Origin of the sequence: Streptomyces sp. NPDC002044, assembly GCF_040296725.1 — a bacterium.
In the GTDB taxonomy this organism is placed as follows: Bacteria; Actinomycetota; Actinomycetes; order Streptomycetales; family Streptomycetaceae; genus Streptomyces; species Streptomyces antarcticus.
This window is the reverse complement of record NZ_JBEOXU010000001.1, coordinates 54,074-76,012: the sequence shown is the minus strand read 5'-3', so window position 1 is coordinate 76,012 and position 21,939 is coordinate 54,074. Positions and strand designations below refer to the sequence as shown.

The 21,939-nt window shown below is 72.4% G+C and carries 22 protein-coding genes; 7 read left to right on the top strand and 15 right to left on the bottom strand.

Features of this window, described 5'->3' with window-relative positions; translation table 11 throughout:
- Window positions 1–24: 24 nt before the first annotated feature.
- From ABT106_RS00400 to ABT106_RS00375, 6 genes are all read left to right on the top strand, one after another.
- On the top strand, window positions 25–1,116 hold the full coding sequence (locus ABT106_RS00400) for an LOG family protein (RefSeq protein ID WP_351270090.1): 1,092 nt from the start codon (window positions 25–27) through the stop codon (window positions 1,114–1,116).
- Window positions 1,117–1,197: 81 nt separating this feature from the next.
- Window positions 1,198–2,103 carry a DMT family protein gene (locus ABT106_RS00395; protein WP_351270087.1) on the top strand — a complete coding sequence of 302 codons (906 nt, stop codon included), beginning with the start codon at window positions 1,198–1,200 and terminating at the stop codon, window positions 2,101–2,103.
- Window positions 2,104–2,201: 98 nt separating this feature from the next.
- Complete coding sequence (locus ABT106_RS00390) at window positions 2,202–2,807, top strand: hypothetical protein (protein ID WP_351270084.1); 606 nt, start codon at window positions 2,202–2,204, stop codon at window positions 2,805–2,807.
- A gap of 79 nt (window positions 2,808–2,886) precedes the next feature.
- Entirely contained in the window at window positions 2,887–3,162 is a 276-nt protein-coding gene (locus tag ABT106_RS00385; protein WP_351270081.1) for a ferredoxin, read from the top strand.
- Window positions 3,159–4,553 (top strand): NAD(P)/FAD-dependent oxidoreductase, encoded by a 1,395-nt coding sequence (locus ABT106_RS00380; protein ID WP_351270078.1) that lies wholly within the window; start codon window positions 3,159–3,161, stop codon window positions 4,551–4,553. The genes ABT106_RS00385 and ABT106_RS00380 overlap by 4 nt, the downstream gene beginning before the upstream one ends.
- 40 nt (window positions 4,554–4,593) lie before the next feature.
- On the top strand, window positions 4,594–5,838 hold the full coding sequence (locus ABT106_RS00375; protein ID WP_351270075.1) for a cytochrome P450: 1,245 nt from the start codon (window positions 4,594–4,596) through the stop codon (window positions 5,836–5,838).
- 28 nt (window positions 5,839–5,866) lie between these two features.
- On the opposite strand, the gene ABT106_RS00370 is transcribed toward ABT106_RS00375, so the two are convergent.
- From ABT106_RS00370 to rpsB, 9 genes are all read right to left on the bottom strand, one after another.
- Complete coding sequence (locus ABT106_RS00370) at window positions 5,867–6,889, bottom strand: ABC transporter ATP-binding protein (RefSeq protein ID WP_351270072.1); 1,023 nt, start codon at window positions 6,887–6,889, stop codon at window positions 5,867–5,869.
- The gene (locus tag ABT106_RS00365) at window positions 6,889–8,505 is read right to left on the bottom strand and encodes an ABC transporter permease (RefSeq protein WP_351270261.1); all 1,617 of its coding nucleotides are present in this window, start codon (window positions 8,503–8,505) and stop codon (window positions 6,889–6,891) included. Before ABT106_RS00365 ends, ABT106_RS00370 begins: the two co-directional genes overlap by 1 nt.
- A gap of 101 nt (window positions 8,506–8,606) precedes the next feature.
- Window positions 8,607–9,704 (bottom strand): thiamine ABC transporter substrate-binding protein, encoded by a 1,098-nt coding sequence (locus tag ABT106_RS00360; protein WP_351270069.1) that lies wholly within the window; start codon window positions 9,702–9,704, stop codon window positions 8,607–8,609.
- A gap of 251 nt (window positions 9,705–9,955) precedes the next feature.
- On the bottom strand, window positions 9,956–11,068 hold the full coding sequence (gene rlmN, locus ABT106_RS00355) for a dual-specificity RNA methyltransferase RlmN (RefSeq protein WP_267717572.1): 1,113 nt from the start codon (window positions 11,066–11,068) through the stop codon (window positions 9,956–9,958).
- A gap of 75 nt (window positions 11,069–11,143) precedes the next feature.
- Window positions 11,144–12,214, bottom strand: a complete 1,071-nt coding sequence (locus ABT106_RS00350; RefSeq protein ID WP_351270066.1) for a phosphatidate cytidylyltransferase — start codon at window positions 12,212–12,214, stop codon at window positions 11,144–11,146.
- Window positions 12,214–12,771 (bottom strand): ribosome recycling factor, encoded by a 558-nt coding sequence (gene frr, locus ABT106_RS00345; RefSeq protein WP_351270063.1) that lies wholly within the window; start codon window positions 12,769–12,771, stop codon window positions 12,214–12,216. Before frr ends, ABT106_RS00350 begins: the two co-directional genes overlap by 1 nt.
- A gap of 75 nt (window positions 12,772–12,846) precedes the next feature.
- Complete coding sequence (pyrH, locus tag ABT106_RS00340) at window positions 12,847–13,626, bottom strand: UMP kinase (protein ID WP_267717575.1); 780 nt, start codon at window positions 13,624–13,626, stop codon at window positions 12,847–12,849.
- Between the two features lie 163 nt (window positions 13,627–13,789).
- Window positions 13,790–14,626: a translation elongation factor Ts gene (gene tsf / locus ABT106_RS00335; RefSeq protein WP_351270060.1), complete on the bottom strand. Its 837-nt coding sequence runs from the start codon at window positions 14,624–14,626 to the stop codon at window positions 13,790–13,792.
- 135 nt (window positions 14,627–14,761) lie between these two features.
- A complete protein-coding gene (rpsB, locus tag ABT106_RS00330) occupies window positions 14,762–15,715 on the bottom strand; it encodes a 30S ribosomal protein S2 (RefSeq protein WP_351270057.1) in 954 nt (317 codons plus the stop codon).
- A gap of 248 nt (window positions 15,716–15,963) precedes the next feature.
- On the opposite strand from rpsB, the gene ABT106_RS00325 reads away from it, so the two are divergent.
- Window positions 15,964–16,437: a M23 family metallopeptidase gene (locus ABT106_RS00325; RefSeq protein WP_351270054.1), complete on the top strand. Its 474-nt coding sequence runs from the start codon at window positions 15,964–15,966 to the stop codon at window positions 16,435–16,437.
- Between the two features lie 44 nt (window positions 16,438–16,481).
- Here the strand turns inward: ABT106_RS00325 and ABT106_RS00320 are convergent, their stop codons facing one another.
- From ABT106_RS00320 to ABT106_RS00295, 6 genes are all read right to left on the bottom strand, one after another.
- Window positions 16,482–17,021 (bottom strand): TetR/AcrR family transcriptional regulator, encoded by a 540-nt coding sequence (locus ABT106_RS00320; RefSeq protein ID WP_351270258.1) that lies wholly within the window; start codon window positions 17,019–17,021, stop codon window positions 16,482–16,484.
- Between the two features lie 70 nt (window positions 17,022–17,091).
- Window positions 17,092–17,928: an RNA polymerase sigma factor WhiG gene (gene whiG / locus ABT106_RS00315; RefSeq protein WP_351270051.1), complete on the bottom strand. Its 837-nt coding sequence runs from the start codon at window positions 17,926–17,928 to the stop codon at window positions 17,092–17,094.
- Between the two features lie 209 nt (window positions 17,929–18,137).
- Window positions 18,138–19,508: a DNA-processing protein DprA gene (dprA, locus tag ABT106_RS00310; RefSeq protein WP_502979125.1), complete on the bottom strand. Its 1,371-nt coding sequence runs from the start codon at window positions 19,506–19,508 to the stop codon at window positions 18,138–18,140.
- Window positions 19,505–21,130: a YifB family Mg chelatase-like AAA ATPase gene (locus ABT106_RS00305; RefSeq protein WP_351270046.1), complete on the bottom strand. Its 1,626-nt coding sequence runs from the start codon at window positions 21,128–21,130 to the stop codon at window positions 19,505–19,507. The genes dprA and ABT106_RS00305 overlap by 4 nt, the downstream gene beginning before the upstream one ends.
- Window positions 21,130–21,501: a YraN family protein gene (locus tag ABT106_RS00300; RefSeq protein ID WP_267717581.1), complete on the bottom strand. Its 372-nt coding sequence runs from the start codon at window positions 21,499–21,501 to the stop codon at window positions 21,130–21,132. The genes ABT106_RS00305 and ABT106_RS00300 overlap by 1 nt, the downstream gene beginning before the upstream one ends.
- A 126-nt stretch (window positions 21,502–21,627) precedes the next feature.
- Window positions 21,628–21,936, bottom strand: coding sequence for a DUF2469 domain-containing protein (locus tag ABT106_RS00295; protein ID WP_003965949.1), 309 nt, complete (start codon window positions 21,934–21,936; stop codon window positions 21,628–21,630).
- Window positions 21,937–21,939 lie beyond the last annotated feature (3 nt).

Here is a 21,939-nt window from a genome sequence, read left to right as displayed (position 1 = left end):
CGGGCAGCCCTTAGTGTGGGCCGAATGGTCAACGCAGACATCGAGATCGAGACGCTCGACGAATTCGACCGGGTCGCCGCCCGGGGCTCGCTGAGCGGCTACCGGATCCAGTCCGTCAACCTGCTGGAGCGGACGTTCGCCCTGCTGGCCGCCGACACCTCGGCGGCCGTGTTCCTGGGCTGCGCGATGGAGCCCGACGCCTCGGCGAAGGTCCGCGCGGACGGGGCCCTGGTCTACCCGCCCGTCCCGGACCTGCCGTTCAACCCCTACCGCGGCCTGCTCTACACACCGGACGAGCTGTTCGCCGGTCTGCCCTCCGGCTACGAGGCCACCCCGGACGCCCTGGCGTACGAGTGGTTCCAGGAGACCAAGGCGGACGGCGACGTCTTCTCCTCGATGCTGCGCTCGATCCACGACGACGCGGTCTCCGACGCCCTCGACGAGCACCTCGCGGGCGCCCGGGTCGTCGGCGTCATGGGCGGCCACGCCATGTCCCGCGGCGGCAGGGACTACCGCGGTGCGGCCGAGCTCGGCCGGACGCTGGCCCGGTCCGGCCTCACGGTGGCCACCGGCGGCGGCCCCGGCGCGATGGAGGCCGCGAACCTGGGCGCCTACCTGGCCCCGGCGCCGGACGAGGCGCTCCCGGAGGCCCTGGAGCTGCTGTCGAAGGCGCCGTCCTTCACCCCGTCGGTGTCCGACTGGGCCGGGGCGGCCTTCGCCGTACGGGACCGCTGGCCCGGCGGCGGCGACTCGGTGGGCATCCCCACCTGGTTCTACGGGCACGAGCCGCCGAACGCGTTCGCCGGGCACGTCGCGAAGTACTTCGCGAACGCCACCCGGGAGGACGGTCTGCTGGCCCGGTCCACCGCGGGTGTGGTCTTCCTTCCGGGCGCGGCGGGCACCGTCCAGGAGGTCTTCGACAACGCGACGCCCAACTACTACGCGTCGCGGGGCGAGCCGACCCCGATGGTCCTGGTCGACCGTGCGCACTGGACCGAGCGCCTCCCGGTGTGGCCGCTGCTGCGGGCGCTGGCGCGCGGCCGCTCGATGGAGTCCCGGATCGCGCTGGTGGACTCGGTCGACGAGGTCCCGGCGGCGCTCGCGTCAATGCGCTGAACCCGGGAGGCAACTTCCCGGCCCGTTCTGACGTCTGGCAGTGGTACAGCGAAACCTGCCAGACGTGAACGGAGCCTTCGGGTGCTCATAGGCCTGCTGACCGCCGTCGCGGCGTCCATCTGTTACGGCACGGGATCCGTCCTGCAAGCCGTCGGATCGCGCCGCGCCGCCCGGATGTCCCCGGCCGCGGCCGGGGTGACCGCGCACGGCGGACCCAATCTGTCGTCCACCGCGAAAGCCGCGATGACCTGGGAGTTCATCGTCGGCACCATCCTGGACTTCGTGGGCTTCGGGCTCGGCGCGCTGGCGGCCCGGATGCTCCCGCTGTTCCTCTCCCAGACGGTGATCAGCGCCAACCTGGTGGTCACCGCCGTCCTGAGCGTGAAGATGCTCGGCATCCGGCTGACCCGCAAGGAGTGGACCTCCATCGGTGTCGTCTGCGCGGCGCTGGTCCTGCTGGCGACGGCGGCCGGCCACGAGGGCGGCCATCACGCCCCGATGTCCACCCACTGGTGGCTGCTGGGGATCACCCTGGTGCTGATGGTGGGCGGTACCGTCGCCGTACGCCTCCTCGGCGGCGGGGCCGCGATCCTGGCCGGTCTGCTGTCGGGCCTCGGCTTCGGCGCGCTCGGCGTCGGCGTGCGGATCCTGGACGGGATCGACCCCTTCGACCTGGGCACTCTGCTGTCCGACCCGGCCCTCTACGCGATCCTGGCGGCGGGCTTCGGCGGCATGTACCTGCACACGGTCGCCCTGCAGATCGGCTCGGTCAACGGCGCGACCGCCGCCCTGGTCGTCGGCGAGACGGTGCTGCCGGGCGCGATCGGGGTGCTCTGGCTCGGCGATGCCTCCCGGCCTGGCCTGGGCTGGCTGGCCGTCCTCGGCTTCGTCCTGGCGGTGGCCGGCGCGGTGGCGGTCGCCTGGTACGGCAAGCACGAGGCCGCCGAGGAGGAGGTCGAACCCCCGGTCCCGGCGGCGGTGGCGTAGCCGGCCCCCTCGGACCGCTCCTCACCCGTGCGGCCGCCTCCTGGTGGCGGCCGCACGGGGTCTGCCGCTTGCTGGACGGGGGAGAGAGCGAGGGGTCCATGGAGACCAGCGGCGCGCGTCTGCGCACCCCCCGGGCCGCCGGAACGGCCGGCATCGCCTTCGCGGTGCTGCTCGGAGCGGCGATCGTCCTGATGCGGATCGCCATCCCGTCGGCCGACGGAGCCGACGCGGCCGTCGATTCCGGCGACCGCTGGGCGGTGCGGACGGCTCTGGAGATCGTCCCGTTCGCCGGGATCTTCTTCCTCTGGTTCATGGGCGCCCTGCACGCGCACGCCGGGGAGGCCGAGGACCGGTTCGTGTCCACCGTCTTCCTGGGCAGCGGCATCGTCTTCGTCGCCACGCTGTTCGTCGCCGCCGCCGCGGCCGGCACCGTGCTCCAGGAGGGCACGGACACCGTCTTCGGCCGCCATTACGCCTACACGGTCCTGACGACGTACTCGATGCGGATGGCCGCCGTGTTCGTCTTCGCGACCTCGACGATCGGCCGCCGCCTCGGGATCTTCCCGCGCCCGCTGGCGCTGCTGGGCTACGTCACGGGCCTGGTGCTGCTCGTCGTGGGCTCCGGGATGCCCTGGTCCGAACTGATCCTTCCGGCATGGGCCCTGGTCGTGGGCCTGCACATCGTGCGGGTCGGCATCCGGTAGCGCGCTCCGTCCCCCTCGCGCATGCTGAGGAGGAGAAGAGATCACTCGGGGTACCGGTCCACGGAAGGGCTGATGACTCATGAGGCTCGTCGTCGACCTCAACCGCTGCCAGGGATACGCCCAGTGCGCGTTCCTCGCTCCCGACGTGTTCGCCATGCACGGCGACGAGTCGCTGCTGTACAACCCCGAGGCGCCGGAGGAGCACCGCGAGGACGTCGCGCGCGCCGTCGCCGCCTGCCCGGTCGGGGCGATCCTCGTCGAGGCGGACTCCGCGGACCCCGCGGACCCCACGGACCCTGCGGACCCCGCAGCCGCCCGTTCCGCCCGCGTGCCGGTCTCCGGAGGCGCGCGGTGAGCGCTGACAGAACCCTGGAACACCTCAAGCGCGACGGCCGCATCGTGGTCGTCGGCGCCTCCCTCGCCGGCCTGCGGGCCGCCGAGACCATGCGGGAGAAGGGCTTCACCGGGTCGCTGACGATGATCGGCGACGAGCCGTACGAGCCGTACGACCGGCCCCCGCTGTCCAAGCAGGTCCTCCTCGGCAAGGCGACCGCGGAGCACACCGCGCTCCCCCGCCGCCGGGACATCGACGCCGAGTGGCGGCTCGGGGTCCCGGCCACCGGCCTGGACATGGCGGCGCGCCGGGTCCGGCTCGGCAACGGCGACGAGGTGGAGTACGACCGGCTGCTGATCGCCACCGGGGTACGGGCACGGCCCTGGCCGAACGAGGAGGAGGGCGCCCTCGGCGGGGTCTTCGTCCTGCGCACCCGTGACGACGGCGCCGCCCTGGAACGCGCCCTGTCAGCCGGCCCCCGCCGGGTCCTGGTCATCGGGGCCGGCTTCACCGGCTCCGAGATCGCGTCCGCCTGCCGGGAGCGCGGCCTGCCCGTGACCGTCGCCGAACGGGGCGCCGCGCCCCTGGTCGGCGCGCTCGGCGGGGTCATCGGCGAGGTCGCGGCCGAGATGCACCACGAGAACGGCGTCGACCTGCGCACCGGGGTGATGGTCACCGGTCTGGAGGGCGACCCCTCCGGGCACGTCCGCGGCGCCCACCTCTCCGACGGGGAGACGATCGAGGCCGACGTGGTCGTGGTCTCCCTCGGCGCCCAGCGCAACACCGAGTGGCTCTCCGGGTCGGGCCTGGGCGCCGGTCCGCGGGGCATCGCCTGCGACGCGGGCTGCCGCGCCTTCGACGTCCGGGGCATCGTCACCGACGACATCTTCGTGGCCGGTGACGTGGCACGCTCCCCGCACGCGCTCTTCGGGTACCAGTTCCTGTCGCTGGAGCACTGGGGCAACGCGGTCGCCCAGGCCGAGACTGCGGCGCACAACATGCTCAGCGAGAGCGCCGACCGCCTCCCGCACCTGTGGGTGCCGGGGTTCTGGTCCTCGCAGTTCGGCGTGAACATCAAGTCCGTCGGGGTGCCCCCGATGGGCACCGAGATCATGATCACGCAGGGTTCCCGCGAGGAGCGCCGCTTCGCCGCCGTGTACGGCTACCAGGGCCGCGTGATCGCCGCGGTGACCTTCGACAACTGCCGCTGGCTGCCCTTCTACCAGCAGCAGATCGAGACGGGGGCGCCCTTCCCGGTGCCGTTCGAGACCATGGACCGCAGGCCGGAGGGTCACAAGCCGGTGTCCGCGGACTTCCCCGACCCCTCCGTGCCCACCCACGGGCCGACCATCACCCTCAGCGGCTACTCGCCGGCCGACCGGAAGATGACGTTCATCCCCGCGCACCACTGACCCCGGCGCGCCCTCCTCCGAGGACCCACGAGGACCTGTCATGAGCCAAGCCATCCTGCGGCAGATCATCGACTACGCGCACCGCGCCGATCCGTATCCGCTGTACGAGGAGCTCCGCAAGACGCCGGTGTCCCACGAGGGCGACGGCCCGTACGTCATCAGCACGTACTACGAGATCCAGAGCCTCCTGCACGACCCCCGCATCAGCTCCGACTCCCGCAACCTGAAGCAGTCGGGCGACGACCCGCTGGGGCAGGGGGCGCAGGAGGAGACGGCGCTGCCCCCGTCCTTCCTCAAGCTCGACCCGCCGGACCACGACCGGCTGCGGCGCATGACGAACCGCCCGTTCGGCCCGCCGCACTCCCCGCACAAGGTCCACGACATGCGCGGGGAGCTGGAGGGACTCGTCACCGGCCTGATCGACCGCATCGCCGCCACCGGCTCGTTCGGCCAGGTGGACCTGGTCGACCAGTTCGCCTACCCGTTCCCGGTCTCCGTCATCTGCCGGCTGCTGGGGGTGCCGCCCGAGGACGAGCCGCGGTTCCACGTCTGGGCGGAGGCCATCGCCGCGAGCCTGGACCCCGACCCCGACGCGGACCCCTCCGAGCGCGGCAAGAGCTCGACGGACGCCCGGATGGAACTCGGCATGTACCTCGCCGGGCTGATCGAGGAGCGCCGCAAGAACCCGGGCGACGACATGCTGTCCCAGCTGGCGACCGCGGACGGCCCGGACGGGTCCATGACCACGATGGAGGCGCTGAGCACCTCGGCGCTGCTGCTGATCGCGGGCCACGAGACCACGGTCAACCTCATCACCAACGGCATGCTGACCCTGCTGCGCCACCCGGAGGTGCTGGCCCGGCTGCGCGAGGACCCGGCCCTGTCCGTCCCCATCGTCGAGGAACTGCTGCGCTTCGAGCCGCCGGTGCAGCTGATCCCGCACCGCACCACGCTCGCGGACATCGAGGTGGCCGGCGTCTCCATCCCCAAGGGCGCGTCCCTGTGGCTGGTCCTGGCCTCCGGGAACCGGGACCCGAAGCGGTTCCCGGACCCGGACCGCTTCGACCCGGACCGCGAGGACATCCAGCACCTCGGCCTCGGCAGCGGCATCCACAGCTGCTTCGGTGCCCCGCTGGCCCGGCAGGAGGCCCAGCTGGCCCTGAGCGAGCTGGCCCGCCGGCTGGAGAACCCGCGCCTGCTTCAGGACCCGCCCCCGTACCGCCAGAACGCGGTCCTGCGCGGACCGCGCCATCTGCCGATCGCCTGCGACGGCATCCGCCCCTGAGGAGCGGCGCCGGCCGCCGGCGGCCCGCTCAGGCCGCCGGCAGGACGACCACCTCAGCCGGGGCGAAGGCCACCGTGACGCGGTCGCCCACGGCGGGGGCCCCGGCCAGGCCGCACTCCGCCTCCAGCGGCGGCCCGGCCTCCGGGCGCAGCAGCAGCGCGACGTGCGTGCCGCGGAACGTACGGGACTCCACCGCGCACCGCAGGCCGTCGTCCGTCAGCAGGACCCCGGCCGGGCGGATCAGGACCAGCCGCTCCCCTTCCGGCGAGCCGTCCGGTACGGGCACCTTGCCCCAGGGGGTGGCGGCGACGCCCGCGGACACCGTCGCCGGCGCCACGTTCTCGAAGCCGAGGAAGCGCGCCACGAACTCCGAGGCGGGCCGCTGCCACACCTCCAGCGGGGTCCCCGCCTGCGCGATCCGCCCGTCCCGCATCACCACGACGCGGTCGGCCAGCGCGAACGCCTCCCCCTGGTCGTGCGTGACGGCGAGCACCGTCGTCCCGAGCCGGGAGAACAGCCCCTGGAGCTCCACCACGAGCCGCTCCCGCAGCCCCCGGTCCAGCTGCCCCAGCGGCTCGTCCAGCATCAGCAGCCTCGGCGACGGCGCCAGCGCCCGGGCCAACGCGACCCGCTGCTGTTCGCCGCCCGACAGCGAGGCGACCGCGCGGCCCCCCGCACCGGGAAGCCCGACCAGCTCCAGCAGCTCCGCGACCCGCTCCGCGCTCTCCTGGCGGCCGGAGCCGCGCATCCGCAGGCCGAAGGCGACGTTCCCGCCGACGTCCCGGTGCGGGAAGAGCTGGTGGTCCTGGAACATCAGGCCCACCCCCCGCCGGTGTACGGGCACGCCCGCCTGGTCGGCGCCGTCCAGCAGCACCCGGCCCGCCGAGACCCGCTGGAGTCCCGCGACGACCCGCAGCAGGGTGGACTTCCCGCTGCCGCTCGGCCCCAGCACGCACACGGTCTCGTGCTCGGCGACCGAGAGGTCCACGCAGTCCACGACCGCGCGCTCGCCGAAGCGGACCGACACCCCGTCCAGCTGAAGCAGTGTCATCAGAACTCTCCGGAGGTCTTGTCGGGCCGCAGTCGCTCCAGCACCAGCAGGGACACCGCGCACACCAGCATCAGGATCGTGCTCAGGGCCATCGCCTGCCCGTAGTTCAGCTCGCCGGCCCGCCCCAGCAGCCGCGCCACGGCCACCGGGAGCGTCGGCTCGTCCGGCCGCGCGATGAACACGGTCGCCCCGAACTCCCCCAGCGAGACCGCGAAGGCGAAGCCCGCCGCGATCAGCAGCGCCCGCCGCACCAGCGGCAGGTCCACCTCCCGCCAGGCCCGCAGCGGGGACGCGCCGAGGACGGCGGCCGCCTCCCGCAGCCGCCCGTCCACGGCCCGCAGCACCGGCAGCATGGTCCGTACGACGAACGGCACGCCGACCAGCGCCTGCGCCAGCGGCACCAGGATCCACGAGGTCCGCAGGTCCAGCGGCGGCTCGTCCAGGGTGATCAGGAAGCCGAAGCCCACCGTCACGGCGGACACCCCGAGCGGCAGCATCAGCAGCGCGTCGAAGCCCCGCACGAAGCGGCCCGCGCGCCGGGTCAGCGCCGCGGCCGCGAGCCCCCCGACGACCAGGGCGATGGCGGTGGCGGCGAGCGCGTACTCCAGGGAGTTCCCGATCGCCTCCAGCGGCGGCACCAGGAAGGTCCCGCCGCCGGCCCCCTCGTCCTGGAGCGCCCGGTAGAAGGCGAGGCCGTACCCGCCGGGGGCGTCGAAGGAGCGCTCGACCAGCACCCCGAGCGGCAGGACGATCAGCAGGGCCACCGTCAGCAGGACCCCGCCCAGCAGGGAGCGCTGCGCCCAGCCGCGCGGCGGGTGCGCGGTCCGCCCGGGATCGACGAGCCGCAGGGCGGTCTCCCGCTTGCGCACGGTCCGGGCGTGGACGCCGAGGATCAGGCCGACCGCGGCGAACTGCACCATCGTCAGCACGGCGGCGGCGGGCAGGTCCAGCAGCTGCGCGGTCTGCCGGTAGACCTCCACCTCCAGGGTGGAGTACGCGGGTCCGCCCAGGATCTGCACGACGCCGAAGGAGGTGAAGGTGAACAGGAACACCATCAGCGCCGCGGCGGCCACCGCCGGGGCCAGCGCCGGCAGCGTCACCCGCCGCCAGGCGGCGAACCGTCCGGCGCCCAGCACCCGGGCGGCCTCCTCCTGGCGGGGGTCGAGCTGCGCCCAGAGCCCGCCCACGGTCCGTACGACGACGGCGTAGTTGAAGAAGACGTGAGCCAGCAGGATGGCCCACACGGTGGTGTCGAGCCGGACGCCCCACAGCTCGTCCAGCAGCCCGCCCCGGCCGACCAGCGCCAGGAAGGCGGTCCCGACGACGACGGTCGGCAGGACGAACGGCACGGTGACCACGGCCCGCAGCGGTTGCTTGCCGGGGAAGTCGAAGCGGGCGAAGACGTACGCGCCGGGGAGCGCGATCAGCAGCGTGAGCACGGTGGAGGCGAGCGCCTGCCAGGTGGTGAACCACAGCACGCCGATGATGTCGGGCCGGGCCAGCACCTCCCCGATCCGGCCGAACTGCCAGCCCGCGTCCGTGTCGAGCCCGCGCCCGACGATCGCGCCGACGGGGTAGGCGAAGAACAGCGCGAAGAAGACGAGGGGCACGGCCATCAGGCCGAGCCGCACGGCCGTGGCCCGGCCTCCCTCACGGGGACCGGGACCGGGACCCGGTGCGGCGCCCCCCGGCGCCGCCCCCGGGCCCGTCGGCGTTCCTACTTCACGACGAGCGAGGACCATGCCTTGACCCACTGCTCACGGTTCTTCGCGATGGTCTCCGGAGCCACGGCCTCGGGCTTCTCGACCACCACACCGTGCTTCGTGAACAGCTCCGGCAGGGCCGCGTCCTTCGTCACCGGGTTCACGAACATCTGGAGCGGCATGTCCTCCTGGAACTTCTTGCTGATCAGGAAGTCCAGGAGCGCCTTGCCTCCCGCCTCGTTCTTCGCGCCCTTGAGCAGGCCCGCGAACTCGATCTGGCGGAAGCAGGTACCGGTGGAGACGCCCGTGGGGGCCTCGGCCGGCTGCGGCTCCCCGTACAGCACCTCGACCGGCGGGCTGGAGGCGTAGGAGACGACCAGCGGGCGGTCGCCCTTGGCCTTCTTGCCGCCGGCCGAGCCGGAGAACCGCTCGTTGTAGGCCTGCTCCCAGCCGTCGACGACCTCGACGCCGTTGGCCTTGAGCTTGCTCCAGTAGTCCTTCCAGCCCTCCTCGCCGTACTTGCCGACGGAGGCGAGGAGGAAGCCGAGGCCGGGCGAGGAGGTCGCGGCGTTCTCGGTGACCAGCAGGTCCTTGTACTCCGGCTTGATCAGGTCGTCCAGCGTCTGCGGCGGGGCGATCTTCTTGTCGGCGAAGTACTGCTTGTCGTAGTTGACGCAGATGTCACCGGAGTCGACCGGCGTGACCCGGTGCTCCTTGTCGAGCAGGTACTCCGGCTTCACCTCGCCCAGGCCCTTGGCCTCGTACGGGGTGAAGATGCCGTTGTCGAGGGCGCGGGAGAGCAGGGTGTTGTCGACGCCGAAGAAGACGTCGCCGCGCGGGGAGCCCTTGGTCAGGATCTCCTGGTTGAGCGCGGCGCCCGCGTCTCCGGACTTCAGCTTCTTGACGGTGTAGCCGCTCTGCGTCTCGAACTCCTTGAGGACCGCGTCGGTCACGTTGAAGGAGTCGTGCGAGACGAGGGTGACGGTCGTGGACTTCGGGGCGTCGCTCGCGCCCGCGGACGTGTCCTTGGCGTCGCCGCCGCAGGCGCTGAGCGTGGTGACGCCCAGCGCGGCCGCGAGCGCGGCGCCCGCGATCTTCTTGGTGGTGCTCACTGGTCAATTCCTCCTGGGATGTCCAGGAGAAGACGCGGCCCTGCCCGGCGCTCTGCGGAGCGGACGCCGGGCAGGGCGCAACAGCTTGAGTGGTGACCGAACTTCCTACCCCGAATGACCGGGGCGAGGTTCAGAGGGTCTGCGGTGACGGTTACCGCACTCTCAGCGCTGTGGCGCTCCCCTGTCGGAATATTAAGTTGGTTCGGCCACAGGGTACCCCGTGGCCGAATACGGTCGAACAGAACGGGAGGCTAGCGCTCCGAGGCGGCCAGCTGGCCGCACGCGCCGTCGATCTCCTGCCCCCGGGTGTCCCGTACGGTCACGGGCACGCCGTGCCGGGCGATGGCCTCCACGAAGGCTTTCTCGTCCTCGGGCCGCGAGGCGGTCCACTTCGAGCCCGGCGTCGGGTTCAGCGGGATCAGGTTGACGTGGACCCGCTTGCCCTTGAGCAGCTTGCCCAGCAGGTCACCGCGCCACGCCTGGTCGTTGATGTCGCGGATCAGGGCGTACTCGATGGAGATCCGGCGGCCGGACTTCTCCGCGTACTCCCAGGCCGCGCCGAGCACCTCGCGGACGTTCCAGCGGGTGTTCACGGGGACCAGGGTGTCGCGCAGCTCGTCGTCCGGCGCGTGCAGCGAGACCGCGAGACGGCACTTGAAGCCCTCGTCGGCGAAGCGCAGCATGGCCGGAACCAGTCCCACGGTGGAGACGGTGATGCCGCGCTGCGACAGGCCCAGGCCGTCGGGCTCCGGGTCGGTGAGCCGGCGGATGGCGCCGACGACGCGGTTGTAGTTGGCCAGCGGCTCGCCCATGCCCATGAAGACGATGTTCGAGAGCCGGGCCGGCCCGCCCGGAACCTCGCCGTCGCGCAGGGCGCGCATGCCGTCGACGATCTGGTGCACGATCTCGGCGGTGGACAGGTTGCGGTCGAGCCCGGCCTGGCCGGTGGCGCAGAACGGGCAGTTCATGCCGCAGCCGGCCTGCGAGGAGATGCACATGGTGACCCGGTCGGGGTAGCGCATCAGCACGGACTCGACCAGCGTGCCGTCGTGCAGCTTCCACAGGGTCTTGCGGGTGGTGTCGTCGTCGCACGAGATGTGCCGCAGGACGTTCATCAGGTCCGGCAGCAGCTCCTGCTGGAGCTTCTCGCGGGAGCCCGCGGGGATGTCCGTCCACTCGGCCGGGTCGTGGGCGTAGCGCGCGAAGTAGTGCTGCGAGAGCTGCTTGGCCCGGAACGGCTTCTCACCGATCGCGGCGACCGCCTCGCGGCGCTCGGCCGGGGTCATGTCGGCAAGGTGCCGGGGCGGCTTCTTGGCTCCCCGAGGGGTGACGAAGGTGAGCTCTCCCGGAACAGGGCGGGCCATGGCAGGTACTCCTCGTAAGACGAAAGGCGCGCCGCAGAAGCAGCGCGCCCTTCAAGAGTAACCGCCCGGACGGTATCAGCCCGTGCCGACGAAGGCCGCCAGCAGCAGCCAGACCACCGGGGCGGTCGGCAGCAGGGAGTCCAGCCGGTCCATGATGCCGCCGTGGCCCGGCAGCAGCGTGCCCATGTCCTTGATGCCCAGGTCCCGCTTGATCATCGACTCGCCCAGGTCACCGAGGGTGGCGCTGACGGCCACCGCGAGACCGAGCAGCAGCCCCTGCCACCAGGCGCCGCCGTCGATGAGGAACTCCATGCACAGCGCGCCGGCGGCCATCGCGAAGGCCATCGCGCCGAGCAGTCCCTCCCGGGTCTTCCCGGGGCTGATGCGGGGCGCGAGCTTGGTCTTGCCGAAGCGCCAGCCGACCGCGTACGCCCCGGTGTCGCTGACCACGGTCAGCAGCAGGAAGGTGATCACCCGCTGCGGTCCGTCGTCGGCGGTGAGCAGCATCGTGACGAACGTCGCCAGGAAGGGCACGTAGAACGCGGCGAACACGCCCGCCGTGACGTCCTTGAGGTAGTCCTCGGGCGGTTCGGTCATGCGCCAGACCAGGATCGCCAGCGCGGTCAGGGCCATGGCGACCCAGGCCCCCTCGGCTCCCCGGACGTATCCGGCGATGATCATGGCGGCGCCGCCGACCGCGAGCGGGACGAGGGGCGCCTTGATGCCCTTCTTCTCCTGGAGCCGGGAGGTGAGCTCCCACAGGCCCACGACGACCGCGACGACGACGACGCCGACGAACACGGCCTTGACGATCAGCAGCGAGGCGAAGATGACCGCGCCGAGGCCGACACCGACCCCTATGGCGGCACGCAGATCCCGCCCCGCGCGCTTCTTCGGCGGCGGGGCTGAGGCGGCCTGCGGGGCCTGCGGGGGCGGGGGGCTGGGCATGGGCTCCTGCGGCGGCGTCTCGGCGCGGAACGGGGGGCCGCCGAATCCGGCGGCCCCCCGATCGCGTGCTTCCCGGTCGTCGAAGTCACGGCCGGCGGCATCGGGCACGATGGGCATGGGCCGAGTGTGCGGGCCCACCAGCGCATCGTATGCGGGACCCGCCGGAACCGGCTCCGTGGCCCAGGGAGAGTCGTTCATCAGACCTCGAGGAGCTCGGCTTCCTTGTGCTTGAGCAGCTCGTCCACCTGCGCGACGTACTTCGCGGTGGTGTCGTCGAGCTCCTTCTCCGCGCGGCGCACCTCGTCCTCGCCGGCCTCCTTGTCCTTGACCAGCTTGTCAAGGGCGTCCTTCGCCTTGCGGCGGACGGCGCGCAGGGAGATCTTGGAGTCCTCGGCCTTGGTCCGCGCGACCTTGATGTACTCCTTGCGGCGGTCCTGCGTCAGCTCGGGGAAGGTCACCCGGATGATGCTGCCGTCGTTGCTCGGGTTCACACCGAGGTCGGAGTCGCGGATGGCCGTCTCGATGTTGCGCAGGGCGCTCTTGTCGAACGGGGTCACGATCGCCATGCGCGGCTCCGGAACCGAGAACGACGCGAGCTGGTTGATGGGCGTGACGGCGCCGTAGTACTCGGCCACGATCTTGTTGAACATCGCCGGGTGCGCACGACCGGTGCGAATCGCGGCGAAGTCTTCCTTGGCGACGACGACGGCCTTTTCCATCTTCTCCTCGGCCTCGAGGAGGATCTCTTCGGTCACCACGTGCTCCTGCATGTCAGATTTGGATGGTTCGGGCGGGCGGGGCGGGCGGGGCCGTGTCCGGCAGCGGACTGCTCAGGCCCGGGTTCCCTGGTCGCTGACGAGCGTGCCGATCTTCTCACCCTTGACCGCGCGGGCGATGTTGCCCTCGGCGAGCAGTTCGAAGACCAGGATCGGCAGCTTGTTGTCGCGGCACAGCGTGATGGCGGTGGCGTCGGCGACCTTGAGGTCGCGCGAGAGCACCTCGCTGTACTCGAGCGCGTCGAACTTCACCGCGTCCGGGTTCTTCTTCGGGTCCGAGTCGTAGACGCCGTCGACACCGTTCTTGCCCATGAGCAGGGCTTCGGCATCGATCTCCAGGGCGCGCTGGGCGGCCGTGGTGTCGGTGGAGAAGTAGGGCATGCCCATGCCGGCGCCGAAGATGACGACACGGCCCTTCTCCAGGTGGCGCACCGCGCGCAGCGGGATGTACGGCTCGGCGACCTGGCCCATGGTGATGGCGGTCTGCACGCGGGAGTCGATCCCCTCCTTCTCCAGGAAGTCCTGGAGGGCGAGGCAGTTCATGACCGTGCCCAGCATGCCCATGTAGTCGGACCGCGCCCGGTCCATGCCGCGCTGCTGGAGCTCGGCGCCGCGGAAGAAGTTGCCACCGCCGATCACGATGGCGATCTCCGCGCCGTCGCGGACGACCGCGGCGATCTCGCGCGCGATGGCGTGGACCACGTCGGGATCGACGCCCAGTCCTCCGCCACCGGAGAAGGCCTCGCCCGACAGCTTCAGCATGAAGCGGCGGCCCTTCTTGTGCTGGTCGCTCTTGTCGTCGGATGCGGTGTGGTGGTCCACGCCCTGATTCATGGAGATCTCCTCGTGCACATACGAAGAAGGCCATTGCCGGTGGGTCCTCGCGGTTCCCTCTACGGCAATGGCCTCCTCGTCAGATCTGCGGTCGCCCTGCGCGAGCGCGGACGACTGCTTCAGACCCTACCTGGGGTCCGGTGTCCGTCGCGTACGGACGGACTCAGATGCCGACCTTGATGCGGCTGAAGCGCTTCAGGGTGACACCGGCCTCGTCCAGGACCTTCTGGACGGACTTCTTGTTGTCGAGCGCGTACGGCTGGCCGAGCAGCGTGGCGTCCTTGAAGAAGCCGTTGATGCGACCCTCGACGATCTTCGGGAGGGCGGCCTCGGGCTTGCCTTCCGCGCGGGTGACCTCTTCGGCGATGCGACGCTCGGACTCGACCTTCTCGGCCGGAACGTCTTCCTTGGAGAGCCACTGCGGGGCGAACGCGGCGATGTGCTGCGCGATGCCGCGGGCGACCTCGGCGTTCTCCTTGTCGAGCTCGACCAGGACGCCGATCTGGAACGGCAGGTCGGGCATCGTGCGGTGCATGTACGACGAGACGTAACCGCCGGTGAACTGCGCGAAGCGGTCCAGGACGATCTTCTCGCCGAGGTTGGCGTTGGCCTCGTCCACGAACGCCTGGACGGTCTTGCCGGCCTCGATCTCGGACGCGAGGAGCGCCTCGATGTCGGCGGGGGAGGTCGCGGCGACGTGCGCGGCCAGCTGGTTGGCGACGGCGAGGAACTTCTCGCCCTTGGCGACGAAGTCCGTCTCGCACTTCAGCTCGACGAGGACACCGGAGGTGTTGTCGTCGGAGATGAGGGAGACGACGGCACCGTTCTCGGCAGAGCGGCCCTCGCGCTTGGCGACGCCCTTCTGACCCTTGATACGGAGCGCTTCCATGGCCTTGTCGACGTCACCGTCGGAGTCCACGAGCGCGTTCTTGCAGTCCATCATGCCGGCGCCGGTGAGCTCGCGGAGCTTCTTGACGTCAGCGGCGGTGTAGTTCGCCATGAGTCTGTGATTCTCTCTCGAAGTCGTAGATCTACGGGTGAACGGCGGAGGCGCCGCGCTCGTGGCGCGGCTCCCCCGCCGTCATCGTCCGTACCGTGAGTGCCCGGCGGGTGAACGCCGGGCCCCCTCAGTGGGTCAGGCCTGCTCGGCGTCGGCGGCCGGGGCCTCGACAACCTCGGCGTCGGCGGCGGCGTCGGCCTCGGCGGCCGGAGCCTCGACGACCTCGGCGTCGGCGTCGGCCGCGGGGGCCTCGGCAGCGGCCTCGGCCGGAGCGGCCGCAGCCTCGGTCGACTCGTCGGAGTCGGCCTTCTTGTCGCCCTCAAGCAGGTCGCGCTCCCACTCGGCGAGCGGCTCGGCGGCGGCCTTCTCGCCCGGCTTCGAGTCGCCGGTCGCAGCGCCGGAGCGGGCGATGAGGCCCTCGGCGACGGCGTCGGCGATCACGCGGGTGAGCAGGGTGACGGAGCGGATCGCGTCGTCGTTGCCCGGGATCTTGTAGTCGACCTCGTCGGGGTCGCAGTTGGTGTCGAGGATCGCGACGACCGGGATGTGGAGCTTGCGCGCCTCACCGACGGCGATGTGCTCCTTCTTGGTGTCGACGATCCAGACGGCGCTGGGAACCTTCGACATCTCGCGGATACCACCGAGGGTCTTCTCCAGCTTGATCTTCTCGCGGGAGAGGACCAGGAGCTCCTTCTTGGTGAGACCCGAGGCGGCGACGTCCTCGAAGTCGATCGCCTCAAGCTCCTTCAGACGCTGGAGGCGCTTGTAGACGGTCGAGAAGTTGGTGAGCATGCCACCCAGCCACCGCTGGTTGACGTACGGCATGCCGACGCGCGTCGCCTGCTCGGCGATGGCCTCCTGCGCCTGCTTCTTGGTACCGATGAACATGATGGAGCCGCCGTGCGCGACGGTCTCCTTCACGAACTCGTAGGCGCGGTCGATGTACGACAGCGACTGGAGCAGGTCGATGATGTAGATGCCGTTGCGCTCGGTGAAGATGAAGCGCTTCATCTTCGGGTTCCAGCGACGGGTCTGGTGACCGAAGTGGACGCCGCTTTCCAGCAGCTCCCGCATCGTTACGACGGCCATGGCCATCTCCTTGTTTTCTCGGTTTGGTTCCTGACGCCCCGCCGCGTCCTGCCCCGTAGAGGGACCGAGAGACGCTGTCACCAGGCCGTTTCGGGCTGATGTTGGGGCGTGCGAAGTCGACCCGGTGACCCGGATCGCCACAAGAAGTGTACGGGACCCGGCGGTATGCCGGGTGACGCCGTCGTCCACACCCCCGGCCTTGTCCACAGCCCCCGCCGCGGTCGCCGGGCGCGCGGGACGCTGGGTCCATGACGACCTTGCCGACCCTGCTGTTCGCCCTGTTCCTGGCCCTGGTCCAGGCCGCCGCCCCCTCGGTCCGGCCGCTGCCCGGGCCCCTGACGGTGACCCGCTGGTGGGACCCGCCCCCGACCCCGTACGCGGCCGGCCACCGCGGGGTCGACCTGTCCGCGCCGGTGGGCGCCGAGCTCCGCGCGGTGGCCGACGGCCGGGTGCACTACGCGGGGTGGGTGGCCGGCCGGGGGGTCCTCTCCCTCGTGCTGGCGAACGGACTGCGAACGACCTACGAACCGGTGCGGCCCCTGGTCTCGGAGGGCGGGCGGGTCACGGCGGGCCAGGTGGTCGCGGTCCTCACGGCGGGCTCCCACTGCCCGGCGCCGTGTCTGCACTGGGGCCTGCTGGCGGGCGAGACCTACCTCAACCCGTTGTCACTGCTCCCCCGCCCGACCGCGCGCCTGCTGCCCGCCGCACCCGGCGGCACCTGAGGGGAGGCGCCGGACCCCGGCCGACAGGATCCGCACGAAACGGTCTAGCCCCGGACGCCGCGCAGGGCCATGGCGACGGCCGCCTCCGTCACGACGCCGGGGTCCTGCGCCGCGCCGAGCTCGATGCGGCGTACCGCGGCGTCCACGACACCCTGCAGCAGCATCGCGGCGAGCCTGGGCTCGGCCTGCCCCAGGGCGCCCAGCGCCTCGACGATCATCGCCACCAGCCCGCCGTGCGCGGCACGGATCTTCTCCCGCGCCCCGGCGTCCAGCTCGCCGGCCGAGATCGCCACCACGGCCCGGTGCCGGCGGTCGCCCACCAGCGCCAACTGGCTGCGCACGTAAGCCTCGATCTTCGCCTCGGGCGACTCGGCCCGCTCCATGGCCGCCTCGATCTCGGCGGCCCACACGGGGAAGTCCACCGCGCACAGTTCCTCGACCACGGCGGCGCGGGAGCGGAAGTACTCGTACACGGAGGACCGGGCGAGGCCGGTCCGCTCCGCGAGGGCGGGGAAGGTCAGCGCTTCCGTCCCGCCTTCGGACAGCAGGGAACGCGCGGCGTCCAAGAGGGCGCCGCGCTGCATCGACCGGTGCTCGGCCACGGAGGCCGCTCGAATCCTGGGCACGCGTCCACTCTACGGAGGTACCGCAAGCTCATCGCCCCACATCGGCCAGCTTCGCCCGCAGTTGCAGCACCGACTTGGTGTGGATCTGGCTGACCCGGCTCTCGGTGACGCCCAGCACGTTGCCGATCTCGGCCAGGGTGAGGCCCTCGTAGTAGTAGAGGGTGACCACGGTCTTCTCCCGCTCGGGCAGCGTGTTGATGGCCCGGGCCAGCAGGCGGCGCAGCTCGCGGTCCTCCGCGACCTCCACCGGGTCGTCGGCGGCCCGGTCCTCCAGGGTGTCCATCAGCGAGAGGCGGTCACCGCCCTCCCCGCCGGCGTGCAGGAGTTCCTCCAGGGCGACGACGTTCGCCAGGGACAGCTGGCTGAAAACGGCGTGGAGGTCCTCCACGCCGATCCCCATCTCGCCCGCGACCTCGCTCTCGGTCGGGGTGCGCCGCAGCTGGGCCTCCAGCGTGGCGTAGGCGCGCTCCACGGCCCGGGCCTTCTGGCGGACCGAGCGGGGGATCCAGTCCAGCGCCCGCAGCTCGTCGATCATCGCGCCGCGGATCCTGGTGATCGCGTACGTCTCGAACTTGATCGACCGCTCGATGTCGAACTTCTCGATGGCGTCGATCAGCCCGAAGACCCCGGAGGAGACGAAGTCGGCCTGCTCCACGTTGGGCGGCAGGCCCACGCTGACGCGGCCCGCGACGTACTTCACCAGGGGCGAGTAGTGCAGGATCAGCTGCTCCCGCAGCCGCTCGTCACCGGACTCCTTGTACGAGCGCCACAGCACCTCCAGGGACGAGGGTGCGGCGGACCGCACGCCGCCGCGGGCTGCGGGGGGCACCGCAGCGCGGTCGGACCCTGAGGTGTGCTGGGGCATGCTTCGCCTTTGCCGGAGCCGGATTCCTTGGGAGCGTAGCGTGACGGAAGTGTCGCGGTGCGCGAAGAGTACGGGATCGCGCAGGGCCTCGACGGCCTCCGGACTCGCGCGGCCGACCCGGGACCGGCGCATCGCGCACGGTCCCGGCTGCTGCCGCCGGGAGCACCGCGTCTCTCATCGGTTTCACTCTTTCACCGGAACACCCCAGGTCAACGACCGCCTCGCCGGGCAGAGCCGGTTTGCGTGCGCGTTCCCGGCGTTTGTCTGCTCAACTGCCAGACGTCGCCCTGCCGTTCGACGAACCCCAGAGAGTGAAGTTCGTACAGTCTGCCGATGACGTCATCAGCGCCGGTGCCGGAGGCATGTGCCAACTCCGCCACGTCCGCGGGCCGGCCGGCCGGGAGCGCTTCGAGCACCCGGGCCGTGGCGCGGTCCAGCAGGTCCCGGGCGAGGACCGGTCCGCGCCGCTCGGGGGCCAGTTCGCCGATGGATCCGACCAGCTCGACGACCTCCGCCGCGTCGGATACGAGCACGGCCTCGCCCCGCAGCAACTCGTGCACCCCCGCGGAGAGTCCGCTCGTCGCGGGCCCCGGCACCCCCATGGTGAACCGCCCGAGCTGCTGGGCCCGGCGGGCGGTGACCAGGGAGCCGCTGCGGTGGGCGGCCTCCACCACCACCGTGCCCCGGGTGAGGGCGGCGATGACCCGGTTGCGCAGGACGAACCGGCTGGGGGTGGGGTGGCTGCCGGGCGGCAGCTCCCCGAGGACCAGCCCCTGACCGGCGATCCGGCCGAGGAGCCCGGCGTGCCCGCGCGGGTAGGACACGTCCACCCCGCAGGCCAGCACCGCCGCGGTGGCGCCGCCCGAGGCGAGGGCCCCGCGGTGGGCGGCGCCGTCGATCCCGTAGGCCGCGCCGGAGACGACGACCCAGCCCCGCTCGGCCAGGCCGGCGGCCAGGGTCTGGGCCATGTGCGCGCCGTACGGGGTGCAGGCCCGGGCCCCGACCACGGCCACCGAGCGCAGCGCCCAGGTCCGCAGGTCGGGCCGGCCCCGCAGCCACAGCCCGACGGGCCGGGCGTCGGCGAGGTCGTCGAGCTGGGTCGGCCACTGCGCCGATCCGGGGCACACGAACCGGCCCCCCGCCTCGGCGGCCAGCTCCAGGTCCCGCCGGGGGTCGGCGAGCGCCGCCCGTCTGCGGTACCCGGCGAGCCGGTCCGGGCGCACCCCGGTGAGCACGGCCGCCTCCGGTTCGGGGCCGGTCAGCAGCCGCATCAGCCCCACGGCGCCGTGCTCCCGCAGCCAGCGGCCGCCCCGTTCCTCCCCGGGCTCCAGCACCCGGGTCAGGGCCGCCCGCGCCAGCAACTCCGCCTCCGCTCCCGGCCCTTGCCCCGACCGCCGCCCCGGCGGACACCCCGTCCCCCGCTCGGGCTCCCGCTCCCGATCCGCCTCCGGCCGCTCCCCCGGCGCCCGGCCCGCCACGCCCTCCGGCGCCCCCGGCCCGTCCTGCGGCCGTTCTCCCGGCCGCCGCCCCGGGTCCGGCTCCGGCTCCGGCACGCGCCCCGGCGCCCGCGGCCCGGTCATGCCGCTGCCCCCGTCCCCAGCGCCGCCCCGCGGGCGACCCCGGTCCGCAGTTCGAGCGCGACCGCCACGTCCGGCGCCTCCGGCCGGTCCCGCCCGCGCAGGTCGGCCACCGTCCAGGCGACCCGCAGCACCCGGTCCAGCCCGCGCGCGCTGAGCATCCCGCGTTCCAGGTCGCGTTCGGCTTGGGCCAGCGCTCCGGGGTCCACGGGCCACCGGGTCCGCAGTTCCTGCCCGGGCACCTCGGAGTTGAGCAGCCAGGGAGTGTCCGCGAGCCGGAACGCGGCGCGCTCCCGCGCCTCCCGGACCCGGTCGGCGACGACCGCGGTGGACTCCCCGCGCCCGCCCTGGCGGAGCAGGTCGGAGCGGGTCACCGGCTCCACCGCGACCCGCAGGTCCACCCGGTCGAGCAGGGGCCCGGACAGCCGCGCCTGGTAGCGCCGGACCACCGAGGCCGGGCATTCGCACCCCTGCCCCCGGAGCGTGTGCCGCCCACACGGGCAGGGGTTGGCCGCGAGCACCATCAGGAACCGGGCGGGCAGCCGCACCACCCCGGCGGCGCGCGCGATGACCACGTGGCCCGATTCGAGGGGCTGGCGCAGCGCGTCCAGCGCCCGGCCGTGGAACTCCGCGGCCTCGTCCAGGAACAGCACACCCCTGTGGGCCAGGGACACCGCGCCCGGCCGGGGTACCCCGTTCCCGCCGCCCACCAGGGACTGCATGGTGGCGGAGTGGTGAGGCGCGCAGTAGGGCGGCCGGGAGACCAGCGGCTCGCCGGGCGGGAGGATTCCCGCGACCGAGTGGACGGCCGTGACCTCCACCGACTCCCGCCGCCCGAGCGGCGGGAGGATCCAGGGCAGCCGCTCGGCCAGCATCGTCTTGCCCGCCCCGGGCGGCCCGCTGAGGAACAGGTGGTGGCCCCCCGAGGCCGCCACCTCCAGCGCGTGGCGCGCGCCGTGCTGCCCGGCCACGTCGGCGAGGTCGGGGACGTCGGCGCTGTCGCCCCGGCCCGGGGTGATGCCGGTGCCGAGCCCCGCCCCCGGGAGCACCAGCCCGGCCAGCATCGGATCGGGCCGCCCCGGCGGGCCGAGGTGTTCCTCCTCGGGAACCTCCCCGCCCGTGAGCACCGCGATCAGCTGCCGCAGGCTGCGTACGCCGAGCACCGAGACGTCGGGCACGAGAGCGGCCTCGGAGGCGCACTGCTGCGGTACGACCACCTGCCGGTAGCCGGCCTCCGCCGCCGCGAGGACGGCGGGCAGGATCCCCCGGACCGGGCGGACCCGGCCGTCCAGGCCGAGCTCGCCGATCAGTACGAGATCGGCGATCGTCTCCGGGTCGACCACCTCGGCGGCCCCCAGCACCGCGGCGGCCACGGCGAGGTCGAAGCCGGCTCCGGACTTCGGTACGGAGGCGGGGCTCAGCCCGACCGTGAGCTTCTTCTGCGGCCAGGCCGCCCCCGAGTTGACGACGGCGGCCCGCACCCGGTCCCGGCTCTCGACCAGGGTCTTGTCGGGCAGCCCCACCAGGGTGAAGGCGGCCACTCCGGGTTCCAGGTCGGCCTGGACCTCCACCACCACGCCGTCCACGCCCACCAGGGCCACGGAACAGGCCCGGGCGAACCCCATCACGCCACCCCCCGGACGTGTTCCACCACGGGCGCCCCGCGCCTCGGCAGCACGACACCGACGAGGTCGATCCGCACCCCGCCCGGGGGCGGTCCTCCGTGGTCGAGGAGCCAGCGCCCGGCGAGTCCGCGCAACCGCTCGGCCTTGCCGGGCCGCACCGCGGCCATGGGGTGTTCGAAAACGCCCGCCCGGCGGGTCTTGACCTCGCAGACGACGAGGGCGTCCCCGTCCCGCGCCACGATGTCGATCTCGCCGCCCCGGCACCGCCAGTTCCGCGCGATCACGGTCATCCCGGCCTCGGTCAGCCGGCGCGCCGCCAGCTCTTCGCCGTAGCGCCCGAGCGCCTGCCGTGCCACATCCTTCGTGTCCATTCGGCACCACCTCCGGCACCGACGATCCCCCGCCCCCGCCCATCCCGTGGATCTTGGTGGACAACCGCGGCGTTGTGGATATCCCGGTCACCCTCAGGAGGGAGGACAGCGGTGCCGGACGGGGCCTCAGCCGCCCGGAAGTTCGAGGTCGCTCTTGTTGAGCTCCTCGATGTTCACGTCCTTGAAGGTCAGCACCCGTACCTGCTTCACGAAACGGGCCGGCCGGTACATGTCCCAGACCCACGCGTCGGCCATCGAGACCTCGAAGAAGACCTCCCCCTGGACCGAGTGCACCTGCATCTCGTAGTCGTTGGTGAGATAGAAACGGCGTTCGGTCTCGATCACGTACTTGAACAGCCCGACGACGTCGCGGTACTCCCGATAGAGCTTCAGCTCCATCTCGGTCTCGTACTTTTCGAGGTCCTCGGCACTCATGGC